This window comes from Pararhizobium sp. P1_E7 (genome assembly GCF_056405855.1).
In genome coordinates this window covers 23,238-42,604 of record NZ_JBFUBH010000027.1, presented here as the reverse complement: position 1 = coordinate 42,604, position 19,367 = coordinate 23,238, and the positions used below count along the sequence as shown (strand labels likewise).

General features: G+C 62.9%; 17 protein-coding genes. 15 read left to right on the top strand and 2 right to left on the bottom strand.

Going from position 1 to position 19,367, the window contains the following annotated elements:
* Positions 1–1,004 precede the first annotated feature (1,004 nt).
* Positions 1,005–2,024, top strand: a complete 1,020-nt coding sequence (locus AC1D17_RS20150) for a glycoside hydrolase family 25 protein (protein WP_477567098.1) — start codon at positions 1,005–1,007, stop codon at positions 2,022–2,024.
* A gap of 121 nt (positions 2,025–2,145) precedes the next feature.
* Here the strand turns inward: AC1D17_RS20150 and AC1D17_RS20145 are convergent, their stop codons facing one another.
* A complete protein-coding gene (locus AC1D17_RS20145; RefSeq protein ID WP_477567097.1) occupies positions 2,146–3,009 on the bottom strand; it encodes an IclR family transcriptional regulator in 864 nt (287 codons plus the stop codon).
* A gap of 219 nt (positions 3,010–3,228) precedes the next feature.
* On the opposite strand from AC1D17_RS20145, the gene gcl reads away from it, so the two are divergent.
* From gcl to AC1D17_RS20120, 5 genes are all read left to right on the top strand, one after another.
* Positions 3,229–5,013: a glyoxylate carboligase gene (gcl, locus tag AC1D17_RS20140; protein WP_477567096.1), complete on the top strand. Its 1,785-nt coding sequence runs from the start codon at positions 3,229–3,231 to the stop codon at positions 5,011–5,013.
* Positions 5,014–5,035: 22 nt separating this feature from the next.
* Positions 5,036–5,848: a hydroxypyruvate isomerase gene (hyi, locus tag AC1D17_RS20135; protein ID WP_477567095.1), complete on the top strand. Its 813-nt coding sequence runs from the start codon at positions 5,036–5,038 to the stop codon at positions 5,846–5,848.
* Entirely contained in the window at positions 5,809–6,738 is a 930-nt protein-coding gene (locus tag AC1D17_RS20130; protein WP_477567116.1) for a 2-hydroxy-3-oxopropionate reductase, read from the top strand. The genes hyi and AC1D17_RS20130 overlap by 40 nt, the downstream gene beginning before the upstream one ends.
* Positions 6,739–6,800: 62 nt before the next feature.
* Positions 6,801–8,069 (top strand): glycerate kinase type-2 family protein, encoded by a 1,269-nt coding sequence (locus AC1D17_RS20125; RefSeq protein ID WP_477567094.1) that lies wholly within the window; start codon positions 6,801–6,803, stop codon positions 8,067–8,069.
* 125 nt (positions 8,070–8,194) lie between these two features.
* Positions 8,195–8,614: a DUF4174 domain-containing protein gene (locus AC1D17_RS20120; RefSeq protein ID WP_477567093.1), complete on the top strand. Its 420-nt coding sequence runs from the start codon at positions 8,195–8,197 to the stop codon at positions 8,612–8,614.
* A 10-nt stretch (positions 8,615–8,624) separates the two neighbouring features.
* On the opposite strand, the gene AC1D17_RS20115 is transcribed toward AC1D17_RS20120, so the two are convergent.
* A complete protein-coding gene (locus tag AC1D17_RS20115; RefSeq protein WP_477567092.1) occupies positions 8,625–9,845 on the bottom strand; it encodes a TIGR03862 family flavoprotein in 1,221 nt (406 codons plus the stop codon).
* 384 nt (positions 9,846–10,229) lie between these two features.
* On the opposite strand from AC1D17_RS20115, the gene AC1D17_RS20110 reads away from it, so the two are divergent.
* The 9 genes from AC1D17_RS20110 (at position 10,230) to AC1D17_RS20070 (ending at position 19,274) form a co-directional block, all read left to right on the top strand.
* A complete protein-coding gene (locus AC1D17_RS20110) occupies positions 10,230–11,393 on the top strand; it encodes an isovaleryl-CoA dehydrogenase (RefSeq protein ID WP_477567091.1) in 1,164 nt (387 codons plus the stop codon).
* Positions 11,394–11,437: 44 nt separating this feature from the next.
* Positions 11,438–13,045 (top strand): carboxyl transferase domain-containing protein, encoded by a 1,608-nt coding sequence (locus tag AC1D17_RS20105; protein WP_477567090.1) that lies wholly within the window; start codon positions 11,438–11,440, stop codon positions 13,043–13,045.
* 11 nt (positions 13,046–13,056) lie between these two features.
* On the top strand, positions 13,057–13,440 hold the full coding sequence (locus tag AC1D17_RS20100; RefSeq protein WP_477567089.1) for a RidA family protein: 384 nt from the start codon (positions 13,057–13,059) through the stop codon (positions 13,438–13,440).
* A gap of 118 nt (positions 13,441–13,558) precedes the next feature.
* Positions 13,559–15,544, top strand: coding sequence for an acetyl-CoA carboxylase biotin carboxylase subunit (locus AC1D17_RS20095; protein ID WP_477567088.1), 1,986 nt, complete (start codon positions 13,559–13,561; stop codon positions 15,542–15,544).
* On the top strand, positions 15,544–16,425 hold the full coding sequence (locus AC1D17_RS20090; RefSeq protein ID WP_477567087.1) for a hydroxymethylglutaryl-CoA lyase: 882 nt from the start codon (positions 15,544–15,546) through the stop codon (positions 16,423–16,425). The genes AC1D17_RS20095 and AC1D17_RS20090 overlap by 1 nt, the downstream gene beginning before the upstream one ends.
* Complete coding sequence (locus AC1D17_RS20085) at positions 16,422–17,222, top strand: crotonase/enoyl-CoA hydratase family protein (RefSeq protein ID WP_477567086.1); 801 nt, start codon at positions 16,422–16,424, stop codon at positions 17,220–17,222. Before AC1D17_RS20090 ends, AC1D17_RS20085 begins: the two co-directional genes overlap by 4 nt.
* Positions 17,223–17,300: 78 nt before the next feature.
* A complete protein-coding gene (locus AC1D17_RS20080; protein ID WP_264222342.1) occupies positions 17,301–17,672 on the top strand; it encodes an antitoxin Xre/MbcA/ParS toxin-binding domain-containing protein in 372 nt (123 codons plus the stop codon).
* Entirely contained in the window at positions 17,638–18,198 is a 561-nt protein-coding gene (locus AC1D17_RS20075; protein WP_477567115.1) for an RES family NAD+ phosphorylase, read from the top strand. The genes AC1D17_RS20080 and AC1D17_RS20075 overlap by 35 nt, the downstream gene beginning before the upstream one ends.
* A 155-nt stretch (positions 18,199–18,353) precedes the next feature.
* Entirely contained in the window at positions 18,354–19,274 is a 921-nt protein-coding gene (locus tag AC1D17_RS20070) for a fatty acid desaturase (RefSeq protein ID WP_477567085.1), read from the top strand.
* The last annotated feature ends 93 nt before the right edge of the window (positions 19,275–19,367 follow it).

Genomic DNA, 19,367 nt, shown 5'->3' with positions numbered 1-19,367 from the left:
CGGGTTATTTTTCTCGCGCTGAGTTTATGCGGGCAGTGGTACGACTTGCAGATGTCGGATCCGGTTGTGGATCACGCAGGGGCCCGTTGGGCCACCTTCTCCCCGCTGGCGAGAAGAGGGAGATCGCGGTACCCTCAACACGTTCAGCCACGCCCGGAAAATCCGCCGTGGGTTTGCTTGCATTCACTGACTTGGCCGGGGCGCTGGAAAGTGCCGTGACTAAGTTAGTTTATGTGACGCCTTCCAGCGCCCCGTTCAGTGTTGGTCGATGGGCAACTCCGGTTTCTCTGCGGGGATGGCGGCACCCTTTTAGACGGGGTGGACTGACGGTTTTCGCCGCCGCGCCACGACAGGATTTGCTGATCGCAAGCCCAGTTGCCGGTCCTCATGTGTGCCTCACAGGCACGCCCCGCCATTTTGCAGGCGAGAGGGAAACCATTTTCTGACCATCCACCGGGCAAAGGCTTACGTCTGTCCTTCACCCGGCACCGGCTCCGTCTCACTGCCACGCCTGGCAGCGTATCCAATGACGGAACGCTGGGAATGATGGCACATGTTTTGACGGCGGGGATTTGCGGGGATGATCTTTTTGGTGTGGTGAGGGCAGCGATCGCCGGCGGGGTGGGAGCGATAAGTGCTTGACGCTCAACGAAAGCAGGTCGGTATCGCTCGCCAATACCGGAGCTGATCACATGAATGGCTCGGCACTGAGGAGGCACCGATCGCCCTGCGTCATCCTCGGGCTTGACCCGAGGATGACGGGGCAGGGGGCCGTGCGGCGCGGCTGGGTTGCCGCCACATGACCGCCACAAGGGCAGACATGACGGGGAGGGCACCCGGGGGAGCGCAGTCGAATGAGGACCGTATTGACAGCCTTCTCCCGGCCGCCCCGCACCCTTCGTCCGTAAGAAAGGTCGAATTTAATCTTTGTTGGTAATTTTCCGTTAGGAATTGATGCCAGTGGGGCGGATGCCGCCTGTTTTTTGTTTTGCGTGCGGGTTCCTATGCGTTTACCGGCTGTTCCAGCGATCCTTCTTGCCTGCCTTCTTGTGGCGGGCTGCACATCCAGTTCCGGGCCGGAAAGCCTTGTGGCCGGGCTGCCGTCGAAGGAGACGACCAGTTCCGTCGTGCAGGCCCCGGTACCGGTCGCCGATGTCGGCGCTGTGATCGCGCAGGCTGAAAATCATCCAGAACAACTGGCCTGGGCCGGGCAGGTGCCGCAGCCGCAGGCCTTTGAGGCAGTGACGACCGAAGGCATGGCGGTTCCGGCGGAGCGGCCGGTGGCGATGGCCATTCCGGAAAACCCGGCAGGCGGCGAAACGCGGACGCGGCGCGCGCAAATCTACAGCCGCCAGTTCCGCGATGCGCATCCGATCAATTTCGGCAAGGCTTCGCCGCGCAAACTGGCCGTGCACGGCGTTGATATTTCACGCTGGCAGGGCGATATCGATTGGGAGAAGCTGCGCACGCAAGGGGCGAACTTCGCCTATATCAAGGCGACCGACGGCGGCGACCATCTCGACCCGATGTTCAAGAAGAACTGGAAGCGGGCCAAGGATGCCGGGCTGAAGCGCGGCGCCTATCACTTCTTCTACTGGTGCCGCACCGCCGGCGAACAGGCCGACTGGTTCATCCGCAACGTGCCGCGCGACCCCGATGCGCTGCCGCCGGTGATCGACGTCGAATATAACGGCGAGTCGAGCTGCAAGCGGCGCGTCTCGCGCGAAAACGTGCTGGAGAAGATGCAGGTGTTCATGGACAAGCTGGAGCGTCACTACGGCAAGCGCCCGGTGATCTACACGGCCCCGGATTTCTATCGCGACAACCTGAGGGGCGAGTTCCCCAACCATCCCTTCTGGCTCCGCTCGGTTGCCGCCCACCCCTCACAAGTCTATCCGGGCCGCAAATGGCTGTTCTGGCAATATTCGGGCTCGGGACTTTCGCACGGTGTCGAAGGCAGGATCGACCTCAACGTCTTCCATGGCAGCGAAGAGGATTGGCACCGGTGGGTGGCGCGGGGTTAAAGGGCCTCAGCTTCCGGTGTCAGGTCTGTTGCCAGCACAGGAACGACACCGGACGGGATTGGGCCTGCCGGTCGCAAGGGGATCGAAAAATCCGCTTACGCTGACTGCACCCACAGCGTGATTACGAGCCAATTTTTCCCGGAAGTTCGGCAGGCATTCGTCCCCCCATCGCCTGCGTTACCCCGTCGGCAGCAGTCTTGACCACCGGCCCGAGTGCCGCCAGCGTCTCGTCAGGCAACCTGACCGCCGGCCCCGACACTGAAATCCCGGCGATCGCTTCGCCATATTCGTTGAAGATCGGGGCAGCGAGGCAGCGCATGCCGAGTGTGTGTTCCTCGTCGTCGATCGACCATCCACGGCTGCGGATGGTTTCGATATCGGCCAAAAGCTTGGACAGGGTGTCGCGGGTCTTCTCCGTGAAACCGGTGAGCGGGCGCGGCGAGAGCAGGCGCTCGATCCGGGCGTTGTCCCAGGTGGAGAGGATGGCCTTGCCGATGCCTGAAGCATGGATGGGACCCCGGCGGCCGGGGCGGAAGAAGGCGCGCATCGGGGCGTGGCTTTCGACCTGCGAGATGAAGACGACGTCGCCCCCGTCCTCGATGCCGATATTGGCGGTTTCGCCCGAGTGCTCCATCAGCTGTTTCAGGAAAGGGCGGCTGATCGTGCCGAGCTTGCGGAAGCGCAGGAAGGCGTTACCGATCTCGAAGGCCTTCAGTCCGATGATCCATGCACCGGTCTCGGCATCGTGGGTGACCATGCCGTGATTGGCAAGTGAGGTGAGCAGACGGTGGACGGTGGATGGCGCCATGCCGGACTGGTCGGACAGGTCGGTGAGCGCTGCGCCATCCGACGATGCCACGAGATCGAGCAGCTTCAGGCTGCGGTCGAGCACCTGCACGGAGGAGGGAGCGGCGTTTTCGGCGGCCTTTCGGCCGGGCTTGGCGCGCAATTGATCCTGTCTTGATGGTTGCGGCTTGTCGCGCATATCGGCTCCATGTCGTCTCATGGTCCATGACATATTGCATAGTTCCTCGAAGCGGAACCGCCTTGGGATACATTCGGTGTTTTGGGGCGTTCGGGCGACGCCATTTATGCCGATTTCGTTGAAAATGTTTATTTCCACATGATGGGATTGATTTCCATTATGCGATTGCGCGGTGGAGAAATCGGACTACTATGATCCTCACACGATGGAGGAATAGTCATGGCGAAAATGCGCGCAGTCGATGCGGCGGTTCTGGTTCTGGAGAAGGAAGGCGTCGATTGCGCCTTCGGGGTTCCGGGAGCGGCGATCAATCCCTTTTACTCGGCGCTGAAGGCGCGCGGCTCGGTACGCCATATCCTGGCGCGGCATGTCGAGGGTGCCTCGCACATGGCGGAAGGCTATACCCGCGCCAAGCACGGCAATATCGGCGTCTGCATCGGTACCTCGGGCCCGGYCGGCACCGACATGATCACCGGACTTTATTCGGCATCCGCGGACTCGATTCCGATCCTGTGCATCACCGGCCAGGCGCCGCGCGCCCGGCTCGACAAGGAAGATTTCCAGGCCGTCGATATCGCCAAGATCGCCGGGCCGCTGACCAAATGGGCGGTCACCGTCATGGAGCCGGCTCTGGTCCCATTCGTCTTCCAGAAGGCGTTCCACCTGATGCGCTCGGGCCGTCCCGGTCCGGTGCTGATCGACCTGCCGGTCGACGTGCAGCTGGCCGAGATCGAATTCGATATCGACACCTACGCGCCGCTTGACGCCTACAAGCCATCCGCGACGCGGGCGCAGGCCGAAAAGGCGATCGCCATGCTGAACGAAGCGGAGCGTCCGCTGATCGTCGCCGGCGGTGGCATCATCAACGCCGACGCGTCCGACCTGCTCACCGAATTCGCCGAGATCACCGGCATTCCGGTCATCCCGACGCTGATGGGCTGGGGCACGATCCCTGACGATCATCCGCTGATGGCCGGCATGTGCGGGCTGCAGACCTCGCATCGCTACGGCAACGCCAACATGCTCGCTTCCGACTTCGTGCTCGGCGTCGGCAATCGCTGGGCCAACCGCCATACCGGCAACGTCCCGACCTATACGGAAGGCCGCAAGTTCGTGCATGTCGATATCGAGCCGACCCAGATCGGCCGCGTCTTCGCACCCGATTTCGGCATCGTCTCGGATGCGGGCGCAGCACTCAAGCTGTTCCTCGATGTCGCCACCGAATGGAAGACGGCGGGCAAGCTGAAGGATTGGTCGGGCTGGGCGGAAGAATGCCGCGCGCGCAAACGCACGATGCTGCGCAAGACGCACTTCGACCAGACGCCGCTGAAGCCACAGCGCGTCTACGAGGAGATGAACAAGGCGTTTGGCCGCGACACCTGCTATGTCTCGACCATCGGTCTCAGCCAGATCGCCGGTGCGCAGTTCCTGCATGTCTACAAGCCGCGCAACTGGATCAATTGCGGCCAGGCCGGACCGCTCGGCTGGACGCTGCCCGCAGCGCTCGGCGTGCGCGCTGCCGACCCGGACCGGCCGATCGTGGCGCTTTCGGGCGACTATGATTTCCAGTTCATGATCGAGGAACTGGCCGTCGGCGCCCAGCACAAGCTGCCTTACCTGCATGTGGTCGTGAACAATTCCTATCTGGGCCTCATCCGCCAGGCGCAACGCGGGCTGAACATGGATTTCGAGGTCAGCCTCGCCTTCGACAACATCAACGCCTCCGGTGACGCGGAGAAGGGTTATGGCGTCGATCACGTCGCGGTGGCCGAAGGTCTGGGCTGCAAGGCCATCCGGGTCAGGAGCCCGAACGAGTTTCAGGAGGCGTTTTCGAGGGCCAAAGACCTGATGGACGAGCACCAGGTGCCCGTTGTCATCGAGTTCATCCTTGAGCGCGTCACCAATATCTCGATGGGCGCCGACATCAATGCGGTGGTCGAGTTCGAGGAACTCGCCGAGCGCGGCGAAGATGCCCCGACCGCAACCATGGCGCTGCTCGACTGATAGAAAATACGGAGGACTTCCCATGCCCAAGTTTGCGGCAAACCTGACCATGCTTTTCAACGAAGTGCCGTTCCTCGACCGGTTCGCGCTGGCCGCCAAGGCCGGGTTCACGGCGGTTGAATACCTCTTCCCCTATGATTTCGACGCCAAGGCGCTGAAGGCAGCGCTCGAGGTCAACGGCCTGACGCAGGTGCTGCATAACCTGCCGGCCGGCAACTGGGCTGCCGGGGAGCGCGGCATCGCCGTCCTGCCCGACCGGATCGACGAATTCCGCCGCGGCGTCGCCTCTGCCATCGATTATGCAACCGCACTCGGCTGCACCCAAATCAACTGCCTCTCCGGTATTGCGCCGGCTGGGGTGTCTGACGAGGTGTTGCGGGCCACCTTCGTTGCCAATCTCAGGCTGGCAGCGGACGAACTGGGCAAACATGGCATCCGGCTGTTGATCGAGCCGATCAACCGGTTCGATATTCCCGGCTTCTACCTCAACACGGTGGAGCAGGCAGCGTCGATCATCGCTGATGTCGGCAGCGACAACCTGTTCATCCAGTACGACCTCTACCACCAGCAGCGCACCGAGGGCGAGCTGATCGGCACGTTCAAGAAGCATCAGGGAAGAATCGCCCATGTGCAGCTGGCCGACAATCCCGGCCGTAACGAACCCGGCACCGGCGAGATCAACTATCCCTTCGTCTTCGAGGCGCTGGACGCGGCGGGATACGACGGCTTCATCGGCTGCGAATACAAGCCGCGCACCACGACATCCGAAGGGCTCGGCTGGCTTGCCGCCGCCAAATCCGCCCACAGCGCAGACATCATCAAGATCAGGAGTTAAGCATCATGGCTACAATCGGTTTTATCGGACTGGGGATCATGGGCACGCCGATGGCGCGCCACCTGCAGGATGCCGGCCACACCGTCGTTACCTCGAAATTCCACATCGCGCCGAAGCAGGAACTCCTCGACAACGGCCTGCAGTTTGCAGAAACCCCGAAGGCGCTGGCGGAAAAGGTCGATATCACCATCCTGATGCTGCCGGACACGCCGGATGTGAAGGATGTGCTGTTCGGTGAAAACGGCGTCGCTTCCGGCCTGTCGAAGGGCAAATTGGTCATCGACATGAGCTCGATCTCGCCGATCGAGACCAAGGAGTTTGCCAAAAAGGTCCGCGAGACGGGTGCCGAATACATGGACGCGCCGGTTTCCGGCGGCGAAGTCGGTGCCAAGAATGCGTCGCTGTCGATCATGGCGGGCGGCACCGAAGAAAGCTTCGAACGGGCGCTGCCGCTGTTCAAGCTGATGGGCAAGAACATCACGCTGGTCGGCGATTGCGGCGACGGGCAGGTGACCAAGGTTGCCAACCAGATTATCGTCGCGCTGACCATCGAAGCGGTTTCCGAAGCGCTGGTGTTTGCATCCAAGGCCGGTGCCGATCCGGCGCGGGTTCGCGAAGCCCTGATGGGCGGCTTTGCCTCGTCGCGCATCCTGGAAGTGCATGGCGACCGGATGATCAAGCGTACCTTCGAGCCTGGCTTCCGCATTTCGCTGCACCAGAAGGACCTCAATCTGGCGCTGCAGGGGGCAAAGGCGCTCGGCATCTCGCTGCCGAACACGGCGGCAACGCAGGAACTGTTCAACAGTTGCGCTGCCAACGGCGACGCCGGCCTCGATCACTCAGGCCTCGTCAAGGCGCTCGAACGCATGGCTAACCACGCGGTCGCCTGACGACAGGACCGGGCAGCCAGGAGGAGGGCTGCCCGGTCTTTTTCATGAATGAGGAAAAAGACATGGCCGTGATCGACGACCCCAAAACCTTGCTGGAAACACTGTTTCATGCGGCGGTCGCCGCCGCCGATCCGGCCAAGGTGCTGGCTGCCAATCTGCCGGCAAAACCGAAGGGCCGCACCGTGGTGATCGGTGCGGGCAAGGGTGCTGCCCAGATGGCGCAGGTGTTCGAACGGTTGTGGGACGGTCCGCTGACCGGTGCCGTCGTGACACGCTACGGATATGGTGCACGCTGCGAGCGGATCGAGGTGCTGGAGGCATCGCATCCGCTTCCGGACGACAATGGGCTTAAGGCGTCGCGCCGGTTGCTTCAGGAGGTCAGCGGCCTTGGCGAAGACGATCTGGTGGTGGCGCTGATCTGCGGTGGCGGCTCGGCGCTGTTGCCGTTGCCGGCCGGTGACCTGACGCTGGACGACGAGATTGCGGTCAACCGGGCGCTGCTGGCATCGGGCGCACCGATCAGTGCGATGAATGCGATCCGCAAACATGTGTCGGGCATCAAGGGCGGGCGGCTCGCGGCTGCGGCCTGGCCTGCCCGGGTCGTGTCGCTGGTTGTATCCGACATTCCCGGCGACGATCCGGCGCTGGTGGCCTCGGGGCCGACCATTCCGGACGGCAGCACCCGCGATGATGCCCTGCGTCTTATCGAACGTTACCGGCTGGAATTGCCGGAAAAGGTGATGGCGTTCATCCGCAGCGATGCATCCGCCGCTCCAAATCCGGCCGACCGGGAATTTCGCCGCAACGAGGTCCGGCTTGTCGCCTCGGCTGCTGTTTCTCTTGAGGCTGCGGCCGATCTCGCCCGTTCAGCCGGTGTCGAGGCGGTCATCCTGTCCGATGCGATGGAAGGCGAGGCTCGGGAGGTCGGGCGCGTGCATGCAGCGATTGCCCGCGAGGTTTCCGTCCGCAACAGGCCTTTCCGCAAGCCCGTGGTTATTCTTTCCGGAGGCGAGACGACGGTAACCATCCGGGGCAAGGGCAAGGGCGGGCGCAACAGCGAATTCCTTTTGTCGTTAGCCTTGGGGATCGATGGTGCCAACGGCATATCGGCGCTTGCTGCCGATACCGACGGCATCGACGGGTCCGAGGACAATGCCGGCGCGTTTGCCGACGGGACGAGTGTTGCACGCCTTGCCAAGGCCGGTGTCGATGGCGCGGCCCTGCTCGACCACAATGACGCCTGGACCGCTTTTGATGCCGTCGGCGATATTTTCAAGCCGGGGCCGACGGGCACAAATGTCAACGATTTCCGGGCGATTTTGGTGCAATGACGGACGGGGGATAGCTTGTCTTCCAACCAGCGGCATTCATACGGCTATCACCGCGAAAAGTTCGGAACCAAAGGCCGGGTTGCCAGTTAGCATCCTTATGGGTTTAACGGCAGAGGATGAAGGCGATGTTGAAGTCATTGGCCGCCGGAGTCTTGGGCATCGACGTCGATCCGCAACAGGGTGGAATGAGTCTTGCCGATTTCGAATGGCGCTACCGGGTTCTGGTCATTTTCCCCGACAAGGAGCATGCGGACGCCGCGCGTCAGGCAAATATGCTGCTTGCACAAGCGGAGGGCCTGCGCGAGCGCGACATTATCGTGCTGGAGGTCGGGCAGCAGGATGTGAGGGCACTGTTCGGGCCGCAATACGATCTCAACTGCTACGCAATCCGCTACGATCTGGACGTCACTGACGGGTTTTTTGCCCTCATCCTGGTTGGCAAGGACGGAGCGGTCAAATTTCGTTCCGGCGAGGTGGTTACGCCTGAAACGATCTTCGATCTGATCGACCAGCTGCCGACGCGAACGGCGGAGCGCTCAAACTGAAGCCGTCAGTTTACGCTCGGGCCGCATCCGATAGCCAGCGGTCGATTCCCCGTGCCGCCGCCCGCCCGGTGGCGAAGCAGGCTGTCAGCAGATAGCCGCCGGTCGGCGCCTCCCAGTCCAGCATTTCTCCGGCGGTAAAGACGCCCGGCAGGGCTTTCAGCATATAGAAGTCGTCAAGAGCATCGAAGCGAATGCCGCCTGCCGAGGAGATTGCCTCGGCGATGGGCCGGGGCCGGGCGATGGGGATAGGGAGCGCCTTGATCAGTCCCGCCAGTTGGGCTGGATCATTGAGAATGGTCTGAGAGCCGCATTCCCGCACCAGCGCGGCTTTGACGCCTTCGAGACCGGCGCCCTTGCGCAGGCGATTGGAGAGGCTGATTTTCCCATCCTGCCGCGAAAGGTCTTTTGCCAGGCGCTCGATGCTGCGGCCGGGAGCAAGATCGACAAACAGGGTTGCATGGCCCTGCCGCGACAGCCCCTCCCTAAGGGCTGCGGAATGGGCATAGACAAGGCTGCCTTCGATGCCGTGGCGGGAGATGACGAATTCGCCCGGAAAGGTGCCGGCATCCGACGTGGTCGTTACGGATTTCAGCGGTGCACCGGCAAAGCGGTCCCTGAAGACATCGCTCCAATCGACATCGAAGCCGCAATTGGCGGGCTGGAGGCCGGCGATCTCGACGCCCTTTTCGCTCAAAAGCGGGATCCAGCTGCCATCGGCGCCCAGGCGCGGCCAGCTGGCGCCGCCAAGGGCAAGCAGCGTTGCGTCGCTGCGGACGGTTATCGTTCCATCCGGGGTTTCTAAGACGAGGCCGTGATCGGCAAAGCCCGTCCAGCGATGACGTGTCACGAGCTTGACGCCCTGCGCCTCCAGCCGTCTAAGCCATGCGCGCAGCAGCGGCGAGGCCTTCATGACGGTCGGGAAGACGCGGCCGGATGTGCCGGTGAAGGTTTCTGTCCCCAGACCGGATGCCCAGGTTCGCACATCTTGTGGCGTGAAGGCGTCCAGCGCCGTGCGCAGGCGCTCCGACGCTGAGCCAAAACGGACGGCGAAGCGCTGATAGTCCTCTGAATGGGTGATGTTGAGGCCGGATTTGCCGGCGAGCAGGAATTTCCGCCCGAATGTCGGCATGCCGTCATAGACCGAGACCGCATGGCCGGACAGTGACAGAACCTCCGCCGCCATCAGGCCCGCCGGCCCGCCGCCGATGATTGCGATCTGTTTTCCCGTCATGAACTGCCCGCTGCCGATTGTTCTCATCCCGTCTTGGAGACTGCCGGCGTTTCGCGCAAGGGCAATCGCGATCATTCCCGGCACGGGATAGGCGCTATTGTCCGCTCAGCTTCGCGGTTGCCACCTCAACCGAGCGGGTTTCCGGCGCATTTTTTTGCAAATCATGCGCGCAAGCTCCTGTCTTGGTTCGGAAATTGTTGTGCGGGTGTGTTAGTCTCGAAAATCGGTACCGGTGCGGTGGAGAGGAGTCCGCGGCATCGGCGTCTTGCAGCGGCTGCTGTGTGGGGAGGAACGCAGATATCCATGACGGCCCTTTGCGGGCCGGGAGGCATATCGTCCTTTTCCTTCCGTTCAGGCAGCGTGATCCGACAGGGAGGAGGCCCGATGTATTCTGGCGGCTTGAATTTCGACTTGGGCGAAGAGATTGAGGCTCTGCGCGAAACCGTGCGGCGGTTTGCCAGCGAGCGTATTGCGCCGCAGGCGGCCGATATCGACCGGAACAACAGCTTTCCGATGCCGCTCTGGCGCGAGCTGGGCGATCTCGGTCTGCTCGGGATCACGGCGGGCGAGGATTACGGCGGCATCGGCCTTGGTTATCTCGCCCATTGCGTGGCGATGGAGGAGATCAGCCGGGCGTCGGCATCGGTGGCCTTGAGTTATGGCGCTCATTCCAATCTCTGCGTCAATCAGATCAACCGCAATGGCTCCGATGCCCAGAAGGCCCGATATCTGCCGAAGCTGATTTCCGGCGAGCATGTCGGCGCACTGGCAATGTCCGAGCCGGGTGCCGGCTCCGATGTCGTGTCGATGAAGCTTCGGGCCGACAAGCGCGACGGCCGCTATGTGCTCAACGGCAACAAGATGTGGATCACCAACGGGCCGGACGCCGACGTTCTGGTCGTCTACGCCAAGACCGATCCGGACGCCGGGCCGCGCGGCATTACCGCATTTCTGGTCGAAAAGGGGTTTGCCGGATTTTCGACCGGCCAGAAGCTCGACAAGCTCGGCATGCGCGGCTCCAATACCTGCGAACTGATCTTCAGCGATTGCGAGGTACCGGAGGAAAACGTGCTGGGAAGCCTCGGTGGCGGCGTGCGCATCCTGATGTCGGGTCTCGATTACGAGCGCGTCGTCCTGTCGGCCGGGCCGCTCGGGATCATGGCGGCTTGCCTCGACGTTGGACTCCCCTATCTGCATGAGCGAAAGCAGTTCGGCCAGCCGATCGGGGAGTTCCAGCTGATGCAGGGCAAGATCGCCGACATGTATGTGACGATGAATGCAGCACGCGCCTATGTCTATGCCGTGGCCGCCGCCTGCGATCGCGGCGAGACGACGCGCAAGGATGCGGCCGGCTGCATTCTCTACGCGGCGGAACGGGCAACGGCGCTGGCGCTCGAAACCATCCAGGTGCTGGGCGGCAACGGCTACACCAACGACTATCCGGCCGGCCGGCTGCTGAGGGACGCGAAACTGTACGAAATCGGCGCCGGGACCTCGGAAATACGGCGTATGCTGATCGGCAGGGAGCTTTTTGGTGAAACGGCTTGAGCGCGACGGGTGAAACTCTGCAGGATGTTTGGTCGGGGGGATGAATGGCCGTTCTGAAATCGCAAGTTACCACGTCTTCGGAAACATTCCGGGCCAATAGCACGGCGATGGCGGAGGCGATGCGTGTTATCGAGGAGGCGGCGGCGCTGGCTGCCGGCGGTGGCGGCGAGGTGGCGCGCGAGCGTCATGTCAGCCGCGGCAAGATGCTGCCGCGCGAGCGTGTGGCGCAGCTGATCGATACGGCGACGCCGTTTCTGGAAGTCGGCATGACCGCGGCGCATGGGCTTTACAAGGGCGAGGCGCCGGGGGCGGGGCTGGTCACGGGCATCGGACGTGTGTCCGGGCGCGACTGCATGATCGTCTGCAACGATGCGACGGTCAAAGGTGGCACCTACTATCCGATGACGGTGAAGAAGCACTTGCGGGCGCAGGAGATCGCGGCGGAGAACAACCTGCCCTGCATCTATCTGGTCGATTCCGGCGGCGCCAACTTGCCGAACCAGGACGAGGTTTTTCCCGACCGCGACCATTTCGGCCGTATCTTCTACAATCAGGCCAATATGTCGGCGGCGGGAATTCCGCAGATCGCCGTCGTCATGGGATCGTGCACGGCGGGCGGCGCCTATGTGCCGGCGATGTCGGACGAGGCGATCATCGTCGAGGGGCAGGGCACGATCTTCCTCGCCGGGCCGCCGCTGGTACGTGCTGCAACGGGCGAAGTGGTGTCTTCCGAGGATCTTGGCGGCGGTGATGTGCACACGCGGCTTTCGGGCGTTGCCGATCATCTCGCCCGCGACGATGCGCATGCTCTGGCGCTGGCGCGCCGCGCGGTTGCCAACCTGAACCGTTCCAGCATCGCCACTGTCGCGCGGCAGGCGCCGGAAGAGCCGGCCTACGATCCCGACGATATTGCCGGGGTCGTGCCTTTGGACCTGCGCACACCCTACGATATTCGCGAGGTGATCGCCCGGATCGTCGATGGATCGCGGCTGGACGAATTCAAGGCGCGCTATGGCACGACGCTGGTCTGCGGCTTTGCACACATCCACGGAATTCCCGTCGGCATCATCGCCAACAATGGCGTGTTGTTTTCGGAATCGGCCCTGAAGGGCACGCATTTCGTCGAGCTTTGCTCGCAGCGCAAGATTCCGCTGGTTTTCCTGCAGAATATCACCGGCTTCATGGTCGGGCGGAAATACGAGACCGAAGGTATTGCCAAGCACGGCGCCAAGCTGGTGACGGCTGTGGCGACGACCAGGGTGCCGAAGATCACCATGCTGGTCGGCGGCTCCTTCGGTGCCGGTAACTACGGCATGGGCGGCCGGGCTTTTTCGCCGCGCTTCCTGTGGACCTGGCCGAACAGCCGGATTTCGGTGATGGGCGGCGAGCAGGCGGCAGGGGTGCTGGCAACGGTGCGCGGCGATGCGCTGAAGCGGGCAGGCAGCCCCTGGAGCGAGGAAGACGAAGCGAAGTTCAAGCAGCCGGTGCTGAACCTGTTCGAGACCCAGAGCCACCCGCTCTATGCTTCGGCGCGGCTATGGGACGACGGCATCATCGATCCGCGCAAGAGCCGCGATGTGCTGGCGCTTTCCCTTTCGGCAGCCCTCAACGCGCCGATCGACGATACCCGTTTTGGCCTGTTCAGGATGTGAGGAGAAAGACCATGAAACGTGATGCTTTCAATGCCAAGAACGCCCCCCAGCCGCGCGGCGGTTATTCGCAGGCTGTCCGGCTTGAGGATTTCCAGCGTCTGCTCTTCGTCAGCGGCCAGATCCCGACGGATTCCGACGACAACGTACCAGCGGGCTTCGAAGCCCAGGCACGGCAGGTATGGCTCAATGTCGATGCGCAGCTGAAGGCCGCCGGGATGACCAAGGCGGATATCGTCAAGGTGACGACCTATCTCGCCGACCGGCATCACACCATGGCCAACCGCGAAGTCCGCGGCGAGTATCTGGGAAGCCTGGCGCCTGCGATCACTGTTGTGATCGCCGGTATCTTTGACGGGGCCTGGCTGCTCGAGGTTGAAGTCGTCGCTGCTCACTAAAGCGCGTCGCGATCTTTCAGATTCGCTTCTCGCGCTTTAGGTCTTTGATTTTACACATGTCATTGTCGCAAAACTGCTGCACGCTTTTGCACGACATGCTTTAGACAGGGACATACGGATGTTTTCGAAGATACTCGTTGCCAATCGCGGTGAAATCGCTTGCCGGATCATCCGCACGGCGCGGCGCCTGGGCATTCGCACGGTCGCGGTCTTTTCGGATGTGGATGCCGGCGCGCTGCATGTCGAGCTGGCGGACGAAGCTTTTCGCATCGGGGCGGCGGCGGCCAGCGAGAGTTACCTGAATGCCGGGCGCATCATCGCCGCGGCAGAGCGCTCAGGCGCCCAGGCCATCCATCCGGGCTACGGCTTTCTGTCGGAGAACGCGGAGTTTGCCGAAGCCGTCGAGGCGGCGGGCATGGCCTTCATCGGGCCTTCGGCCGCCGCCATTCGTGCCATGGGTCTGAAAGACGCGGCAAAGGTGCTGATGGAGCAATCGGGCGTGCCGGTGGTTCCCGGCTATCACGGCGACAATCAGGATGCCGCATTTCTCTATGAACAGGCCACCGGCATCGGTTTTCCGGTGCTGATCAAGGCGCGGGCCGGCGGCGGCGGCAAGGGCATGCGCCGCGTCGACCACGCCGAGGATTTTGGCGCGTCCCTTGAGGCGGCGCGGCGGGAGGCGGAGGCTGCCTTCGGCGATGGCGCGGTGCTGATCGAAAAATACCTGATGAAGCCGCGCCATATCGAAATCCAGGTGTTTGGCGACCGGCATGGCAATGCGGTGCATCTGTTCGAGCGGGACTGCTCGCTGCAGCGGCGCCATCAGAAGGTGATCGAGGAGGCCCCGGCACCGGGCATGACGGCGGAAATGCGCCGGGCGATGGGCGAGGCGGCGGTGCGGGCGGCGCGGGCCATCGACTATTGCGGCGCAGGCACGGTCGAATTCATCGCCGATGTCTCAGACGGGCTCTGGCCCGACCGGTTCTTCTTCATGGAAATGAACACCCGGCTGCAGGTCGAGCATCCGGTGACCGAGGCGATTACCGGCATCGACCTGGTCGAGTGGCAATTGCGGGTGGCCAATGGCGAGCCGTTGCCGCTGAAGCAGTCGGAATTGTCGATTGACGGCTGGGCGTTCGAGGCGCGGGTCTATGCCGAGGACCCGGCGCGCGGCTTCCTGCCGTCGACCGGCACGCTGTCGCATGTCGGGTTCCCGGCGGACGGCGTGYGGGTCGATGCCGGTGTGCGCCAGGGCGACCGGATCAGCCCGTTCTACGATCCGATGATCGCCAAACTGATCGTGCATGGCACAACGCGGGCGGCGGCCCTTGCGCAGCTGGCGGCGGCTCTCGACAATAGCCACATCGGTGGCGTCGCCAACAACCTCGATTTCCTCGCCCGTCTGAGCCGTCAACCGGATTTCGTCGCGGGGCATCCCGATACCGGGCTGATCGACCGGGAGGTCACGGCGCTAACGGTGGTCGCCGCGCCCGACGAAACCGTGCTGGCGCTGGCGGGGGTTCTGTCGCTTGGGGCCTTGCAAATTCCGCCGCCTGGTGACCCCTGGCTGTCGCTCGGCCATTGGCAGGTTTGGGGGCAGGCAACGCGCACGGTGACCCTTGATCATGCCGGCGAGCGCCATATCCTGCGCGTCGCAGCGCGCGGTCTCGACCTGTTTGCCGTCCATGGCAGCAACCGGGTCATTCCCGTCAGGATCTCCGGGCGGTTGGACGGCGGTTGTCTTGTCGAGGCGGATGGCCGGCAGAGCAGACTGCAACGGCTTGAGATACCGAAAGGTTTTACACTGCTTGTCGATGGCCGTGCCTTTGACTTTCATGTTCCCGATCCGCTGGACGGCGAAGCGGAAAGTACAGCCGGAAGCGATCGCCTCCTTTCGCCGATGCCGGGGTTGGTCAAGCTGGTGCGCGTGAAGGAGGGAGACGCCGTTTTAAAGGGTGATGCGCTGATCGTCATGGAAGCCATGAAGATGGAGCTGACGCTTTCGGCCAGCCGCGACGGGCTGGTGGAAAGTCTGTTTGTCGCCGAGGGCGACCAGACCGCGGATGGCGCGGTCCTTCTTTCGCTGAAGCCCGAGGAAACGTGATGCCGGCGGTAGGGAAAAGTGGAGCTGCGAGCCGCGTTTCCATCGTCGAGATGGCACCGCGGGACGGGCTTCAGAACGAGAAGGCCCTGATCGGGACGCAGGACAAGATCAGGCTGGTCGACAGGCTGTCGGGCTGCGGCTTCGAGCGGATCGAGGTGACGAGCTTCGTCAGCCCGAAATGGGTGCCGCAACTGGCCGATGCTGCCGAGGTGATGGCCGGGATCGCCCGCCGGCCGGGGGTGCGCTACGCGGTTCTGACGCCCAACATGAAGGGTTTTGAGGCCGCATTGGCGGCAGGCGCAGACGAGGTGGCGATCTTTGCTTCTGCTTCGGAGGGGTTTTCACAGCACAATATCAATTGCTCGATTGCCGAAAGTATCGAGCGGTTTCGCCCGGTGGCGGAGGCGGCGCGCGGTGAGGGAATTGCGGTACGCGGCTATGTCAGCTGCGTGGTGGAATGTCCCTATGACGGCGCCGTTGCGCCGGAAAGTGCCGCCGCTGTCGCGGGGCAGTTGCTGAGGCTTGGCTGTTACGAAATCAGTCTTGGCGATACGATCGGCCGGGGCACGCCGGAAGCGATCGACCGGATGCTGGCGACGGTGCTCGCGGGGATCCCCGCCGAAAAGCTGGCCGGGCATTTCCACGACACGTCCGGCCGCGCGCTCGACAATATCGGCGTGGCGCTCGACCGGGGCATCCGGGTGTTCGATGCCTCTGTCGGTGGTCTCGGCGGTTGTCCCTATGCGCCGGGCGCCAAAGGCAATGTCGATACGCTGCTGGTCGACCGGTATGTGAGAGACCGCGGGTTCGTAACCGGCCTTGACGAAGAAGCGCTGGAGGCCGCATCGGCTTTCGCCCGCAGTTTGAGGAGCGCGGCATGACGTTCGAGACCATTCGCATCGAGATCGATGGCAGGGGTGTGGCGCGGCTGGCGCTTGCCCGTCCGGAGAAGCACAATGCCATGTCCGGCACGATGATCGGTGAACTGACCAACGCAGCAGGGCAGCTGGGAGCAGATACGGCAGTCCGGGCCGTCGTGCTGGCGGCGGAGGGCGTAAGCTTTTGTGCCGGTGGTGATCTCGGTTGGATGAAGGCGCAGATCGAGGCGGACCGGGTTGAGCGCATGAAGGAGGCCAAGCGGCTGGCGCTGATGTTCAAGGCCCTGAACGATCTGGAGAAGCCGGTCATCGCCCGGGTTCACGGCAATGCGTTCGGCGGCGGCATCGGCCTGCTGTGCATCGCCGATGTGGCGATTGCCGCCGATACGGCCAAGTTCGGCTTGACGGAGACGCGGCTCGGGCTGATCCCGGCAACCATCAGCCCCTATGTCGTGGCGCGGATCGGCGAGGGGCAGGCGCGGCCCTTGTTCATGTCCGGCAGGATTTTTGATGCGCAGGCAGCACAGGCGGCGGGCCTTTTGACGCGCGTGGTGTCGTCAGGCGATCTTGACGCGGCGATCGAGGCGGAGATTGCCCCCTATCTGCAGGTGGCGCCCGGGGCCGTCGGGCAATCCAAGGCGCTGGCGCGGTCGCTGGGGATGCCGATCACCGGGGCCGTCATCGAAGCGACGGTCGAGCGCCTGGCCGATGTCTGGGAAACGGACGAGGCGCGGGAAGGAATTTCGGCCTTTCTGGAAAAGCGGGAGCCGTGGTGGCGCAAGCCGGTGACGCCGCTTTGATTGCCGGTTGCGCTTGAAATGCGCATAGTTTGAGCGTATTTTGATACTGTGCTTATCAAGATGTGTTAGGAAAGTGTCATGACAGCGTTGAGCTTCGATATGACGGCAAGCCGGTTCGGTGACGGGCAGTCGCCGTTCCTGTCTGCCGAGCGGGTCTCCAAGCAGCTCGGCGTCACCTTGTCAGAGCTTGCCCGGCTGATCGGCGTTGCCCGCAATACGCTGAACGCGAAATCCGGGGCGCGCAAGGTGGATCATGCCTTGAGCCACGTCGTGCGTATCCTTGCCATGGCCAGCGAAATGGCCGGAGACGAGAACCGCGCGACCATCTGGTTCAAGCACCAGCCGATCCCCGGCTGGGGCGGCAAGACCGCTTATGATCTGGTGAGCGAAGGCAAATCGGACAAGGTACTGGCCTATCTCGAGGCGGTGCGGTCCGGCGTCTATGCCTGACAAGACATCTATGCCTAGCAAGGCAAGGGCAACGCTGACGCTGTGGCGCGCCTTCGTGCCGCAATGGGCTTTTGCGCCGCTTTCCGGTGAGGGGGCAGCCCGGTTCGGCGGCCGCTGGAATCCGGTCGGCGCGCCGACGATCTATGCGGCGCGCGAACTCTCGACCGCCTGGGCGGAATATAATCAGGGTTTCGTCCAGCATCCGGCGCTGATCGTACAGCTGGAACTCAAGGATGCAGCGCTCGCCGACCTCACCGATTCCTCCGTTCTGTCCGGCCTTGCCGTGCCGGCCGATATTCATGTTTGCGAATGGCGGATGCATCTGGACAGGGGCGAGGTGCCGCAGACGCACCACCTGCGCCAGCGGCTGCTTGCCAGCGGCTTCGACGGCGTCGTCTATCCGTCCTTCATGTCGCCGGGCGGGACCTGCGTGGCGCTGTGGCGATGGAATTCAAAGGGCGGGCCACGTCTCGACGCCGTCGATCCGGATGGCCGATTGCCGAAGACGCCGGCATCCTGGGTCTGATTCTTTGACCAATCGAAGCCGCCGCGGGATGAATGCTACTGGTGATGCGGTTGACAACGAAGGATTTTTTCCAATTAATCCATAAAATAGATAAACTTAATTATCTAGACTGATCGTGGTGATGTAGTTTCCTCATTTCCGGGGAACAGCCGCTCATGTCCAATATGCCATCCTACATCATCAAAATCCCGGCCCGCCGCGTGGAGTGGCCGACTGTCATTCTTGCCGTCGCGATCTATGGCGGTTTTCTGGCGTTGACCTTCTGGTGGCAGTCGCTGCCGATCCTTGCCGTGGTGCTTGCGGGCGGCTGGCTGATCGCCTGGCAGGGATCGCTGCAGCACGAGGTCATCCACGGGCATCCGACCGGCAGTCGGCGCATCAACGATGCCATCGGCGCAATCCCGCTATCGCTCTGGCTGCCCTATGAAATCTACCGTGATAGCCATCTTGAACATCACCGCGACGAGCATCTGACCGATCCGATCGAGGATCCGGAATCCTCCTATTTGACCAAAACGGCCTGGGAGCGGCTGGGCAACGCAGGCAGGCTGCTTGCGCGCTGGAACACGACGCTGCTTGGGCGGCTGACGATCGGGCCGGCCGTGATGCTGGCAAGCTTCCTGGTGCAGGAAGGACGACTGTTGCGGGCGGGCGAGCCCGGCCGGGCGCGCATCTGGGCGGTTCACCTGATCGGTGCCGGCGCCGTGCTATTCTGGGTCGCGGTGATCTGCGGCATGCCGGTCTGGCTCTATTTCTTCGGTTTCGTCTATCTGGGCGCGGCGTTGACGCGGTTGCGGTCCTATGCTGAACACCGCTACGCCGAACGGCACGAGGAGCGCACCGCGATCGTCGAGAACAGCCAGCTGTTCGGGTTTTTGTTCCTCTACAACAACCTGCATGTGCTGCATCATCTGAAGCCCGGCATTTCGTGGTACCGTCTGCCGTCTATGTACCGGCGCAACCGCGAGGCTCTGATCGGCGCGAATGGCGGGCTGGTCTACAACAGCTACTGGGACATCGCCCGCCGGTTTTTCCTCAAGCCGCATGACGGCATCACGCATCCGAAACATTCGTGAGCTGCGTGCAGCCTTGCCGAAGATGCCATCACCACCTCAAAGTCTGGCGATACGGCGCCGGCCGGATTGTGCTAGTGGCATCTGTCCCTTGTG

Excerpts from the sequence above, each read along its gene's own strand:
- AC1D17_RS20070 (WP_477567085.1), top strand. The coding sequence starts at position 18,354 with ATGTCCAATATGCCATCCTACATCATCAAAATCCCGGCCCGCCGCGTG.
- hyi (WP_477567095.1), top strand. The coding sequence starts at position 5,036 with ATGCCCAAGTTTGCGGCAAACCTGACCATGCTTTTCAACGAAGTGCCG.
- AC1D17_RS20085 (WP_477567086.1), top strand. The coding sequence starts at position 16,422 with ATGACGTTCGAGACCATTCGCATCGAGATCGATGGCAGGGGTGTGGCG.
- AC1D17_RS20110 (WP_477567091.1), top strand. The coding sequence starts at position 10,230 with ATGTATTCTGGCGGCTTGAATTTCGACTTGGGCGAAGAGATTGAGGCT.
- AC1D17_RS20090 (WP_477567087.1), top strand. The coding sequence starts at position 15,544 with ATGCCGGCGGTAGGGAAAAGTGGAGCTGCGAGCCGCGTTTCCATCGTC.
- AC1D17_RS20125 (WP_477567094.1), top strand. The coding sequence starts at position 6,801 with ATGGCCGTGATCGACGACCCCAAAACCTTGCTGGAAACACTGTTTCAT.
- AC1D17_RS20080 (WP_264222342.1), top strand. The coding sequence starts at position 17,301 with ATGACAGCGTTGAGCTTCGATATGACGGCAAGCCGGTTCGGTGACGGG.
- AC1D17_RS20145 (WP_477567097.1), bottom strand. The coding sequence starts at position 3,009 with ATGCGCGACAAGCCGCAACCATCAAGACAGGATCAATTGCGCGCCAAG.
- AC1D17_RS20150 (WP_477567098.1), top strand. The coding sequence starts at position 1,005 with ATGCGTTTACCGGCTGTTCCAGCGATCCTTCTTGCCTGCCTTCTTGTG.
- AC1D17_RS20105 (WP_477567090.1), top strand. The coding sequence starts at position 11,438 with ATGGCCGTTCTGAAATCGCAAGTTACCACGTCTTCGGAAACATTCCGG.
- AC1D17_RS20120 (WP_477567093.1), top strand. The coding sequence starts at position 8,195 with ATGTTGAAGTCATTGGCCGCCGGAGTCTTGGGCATCGACGTCGATCCG.
- AC1D17_RS20100 (WP_477567089.1), top strand. The coding sequence starts at position 13,057 with ATGAAACGTGATGCTTTCAATGCCAAGAACGCCCCCCAGCCGCGCGGC.
- AC1D17_RS20115 (WP_477567092.1), bottom strand. The coding sequence starts at position 9,845 with ATGACGGGAAAACAGATCGCAATCATCGGCGGCGGGCCGGCGGGCCTG.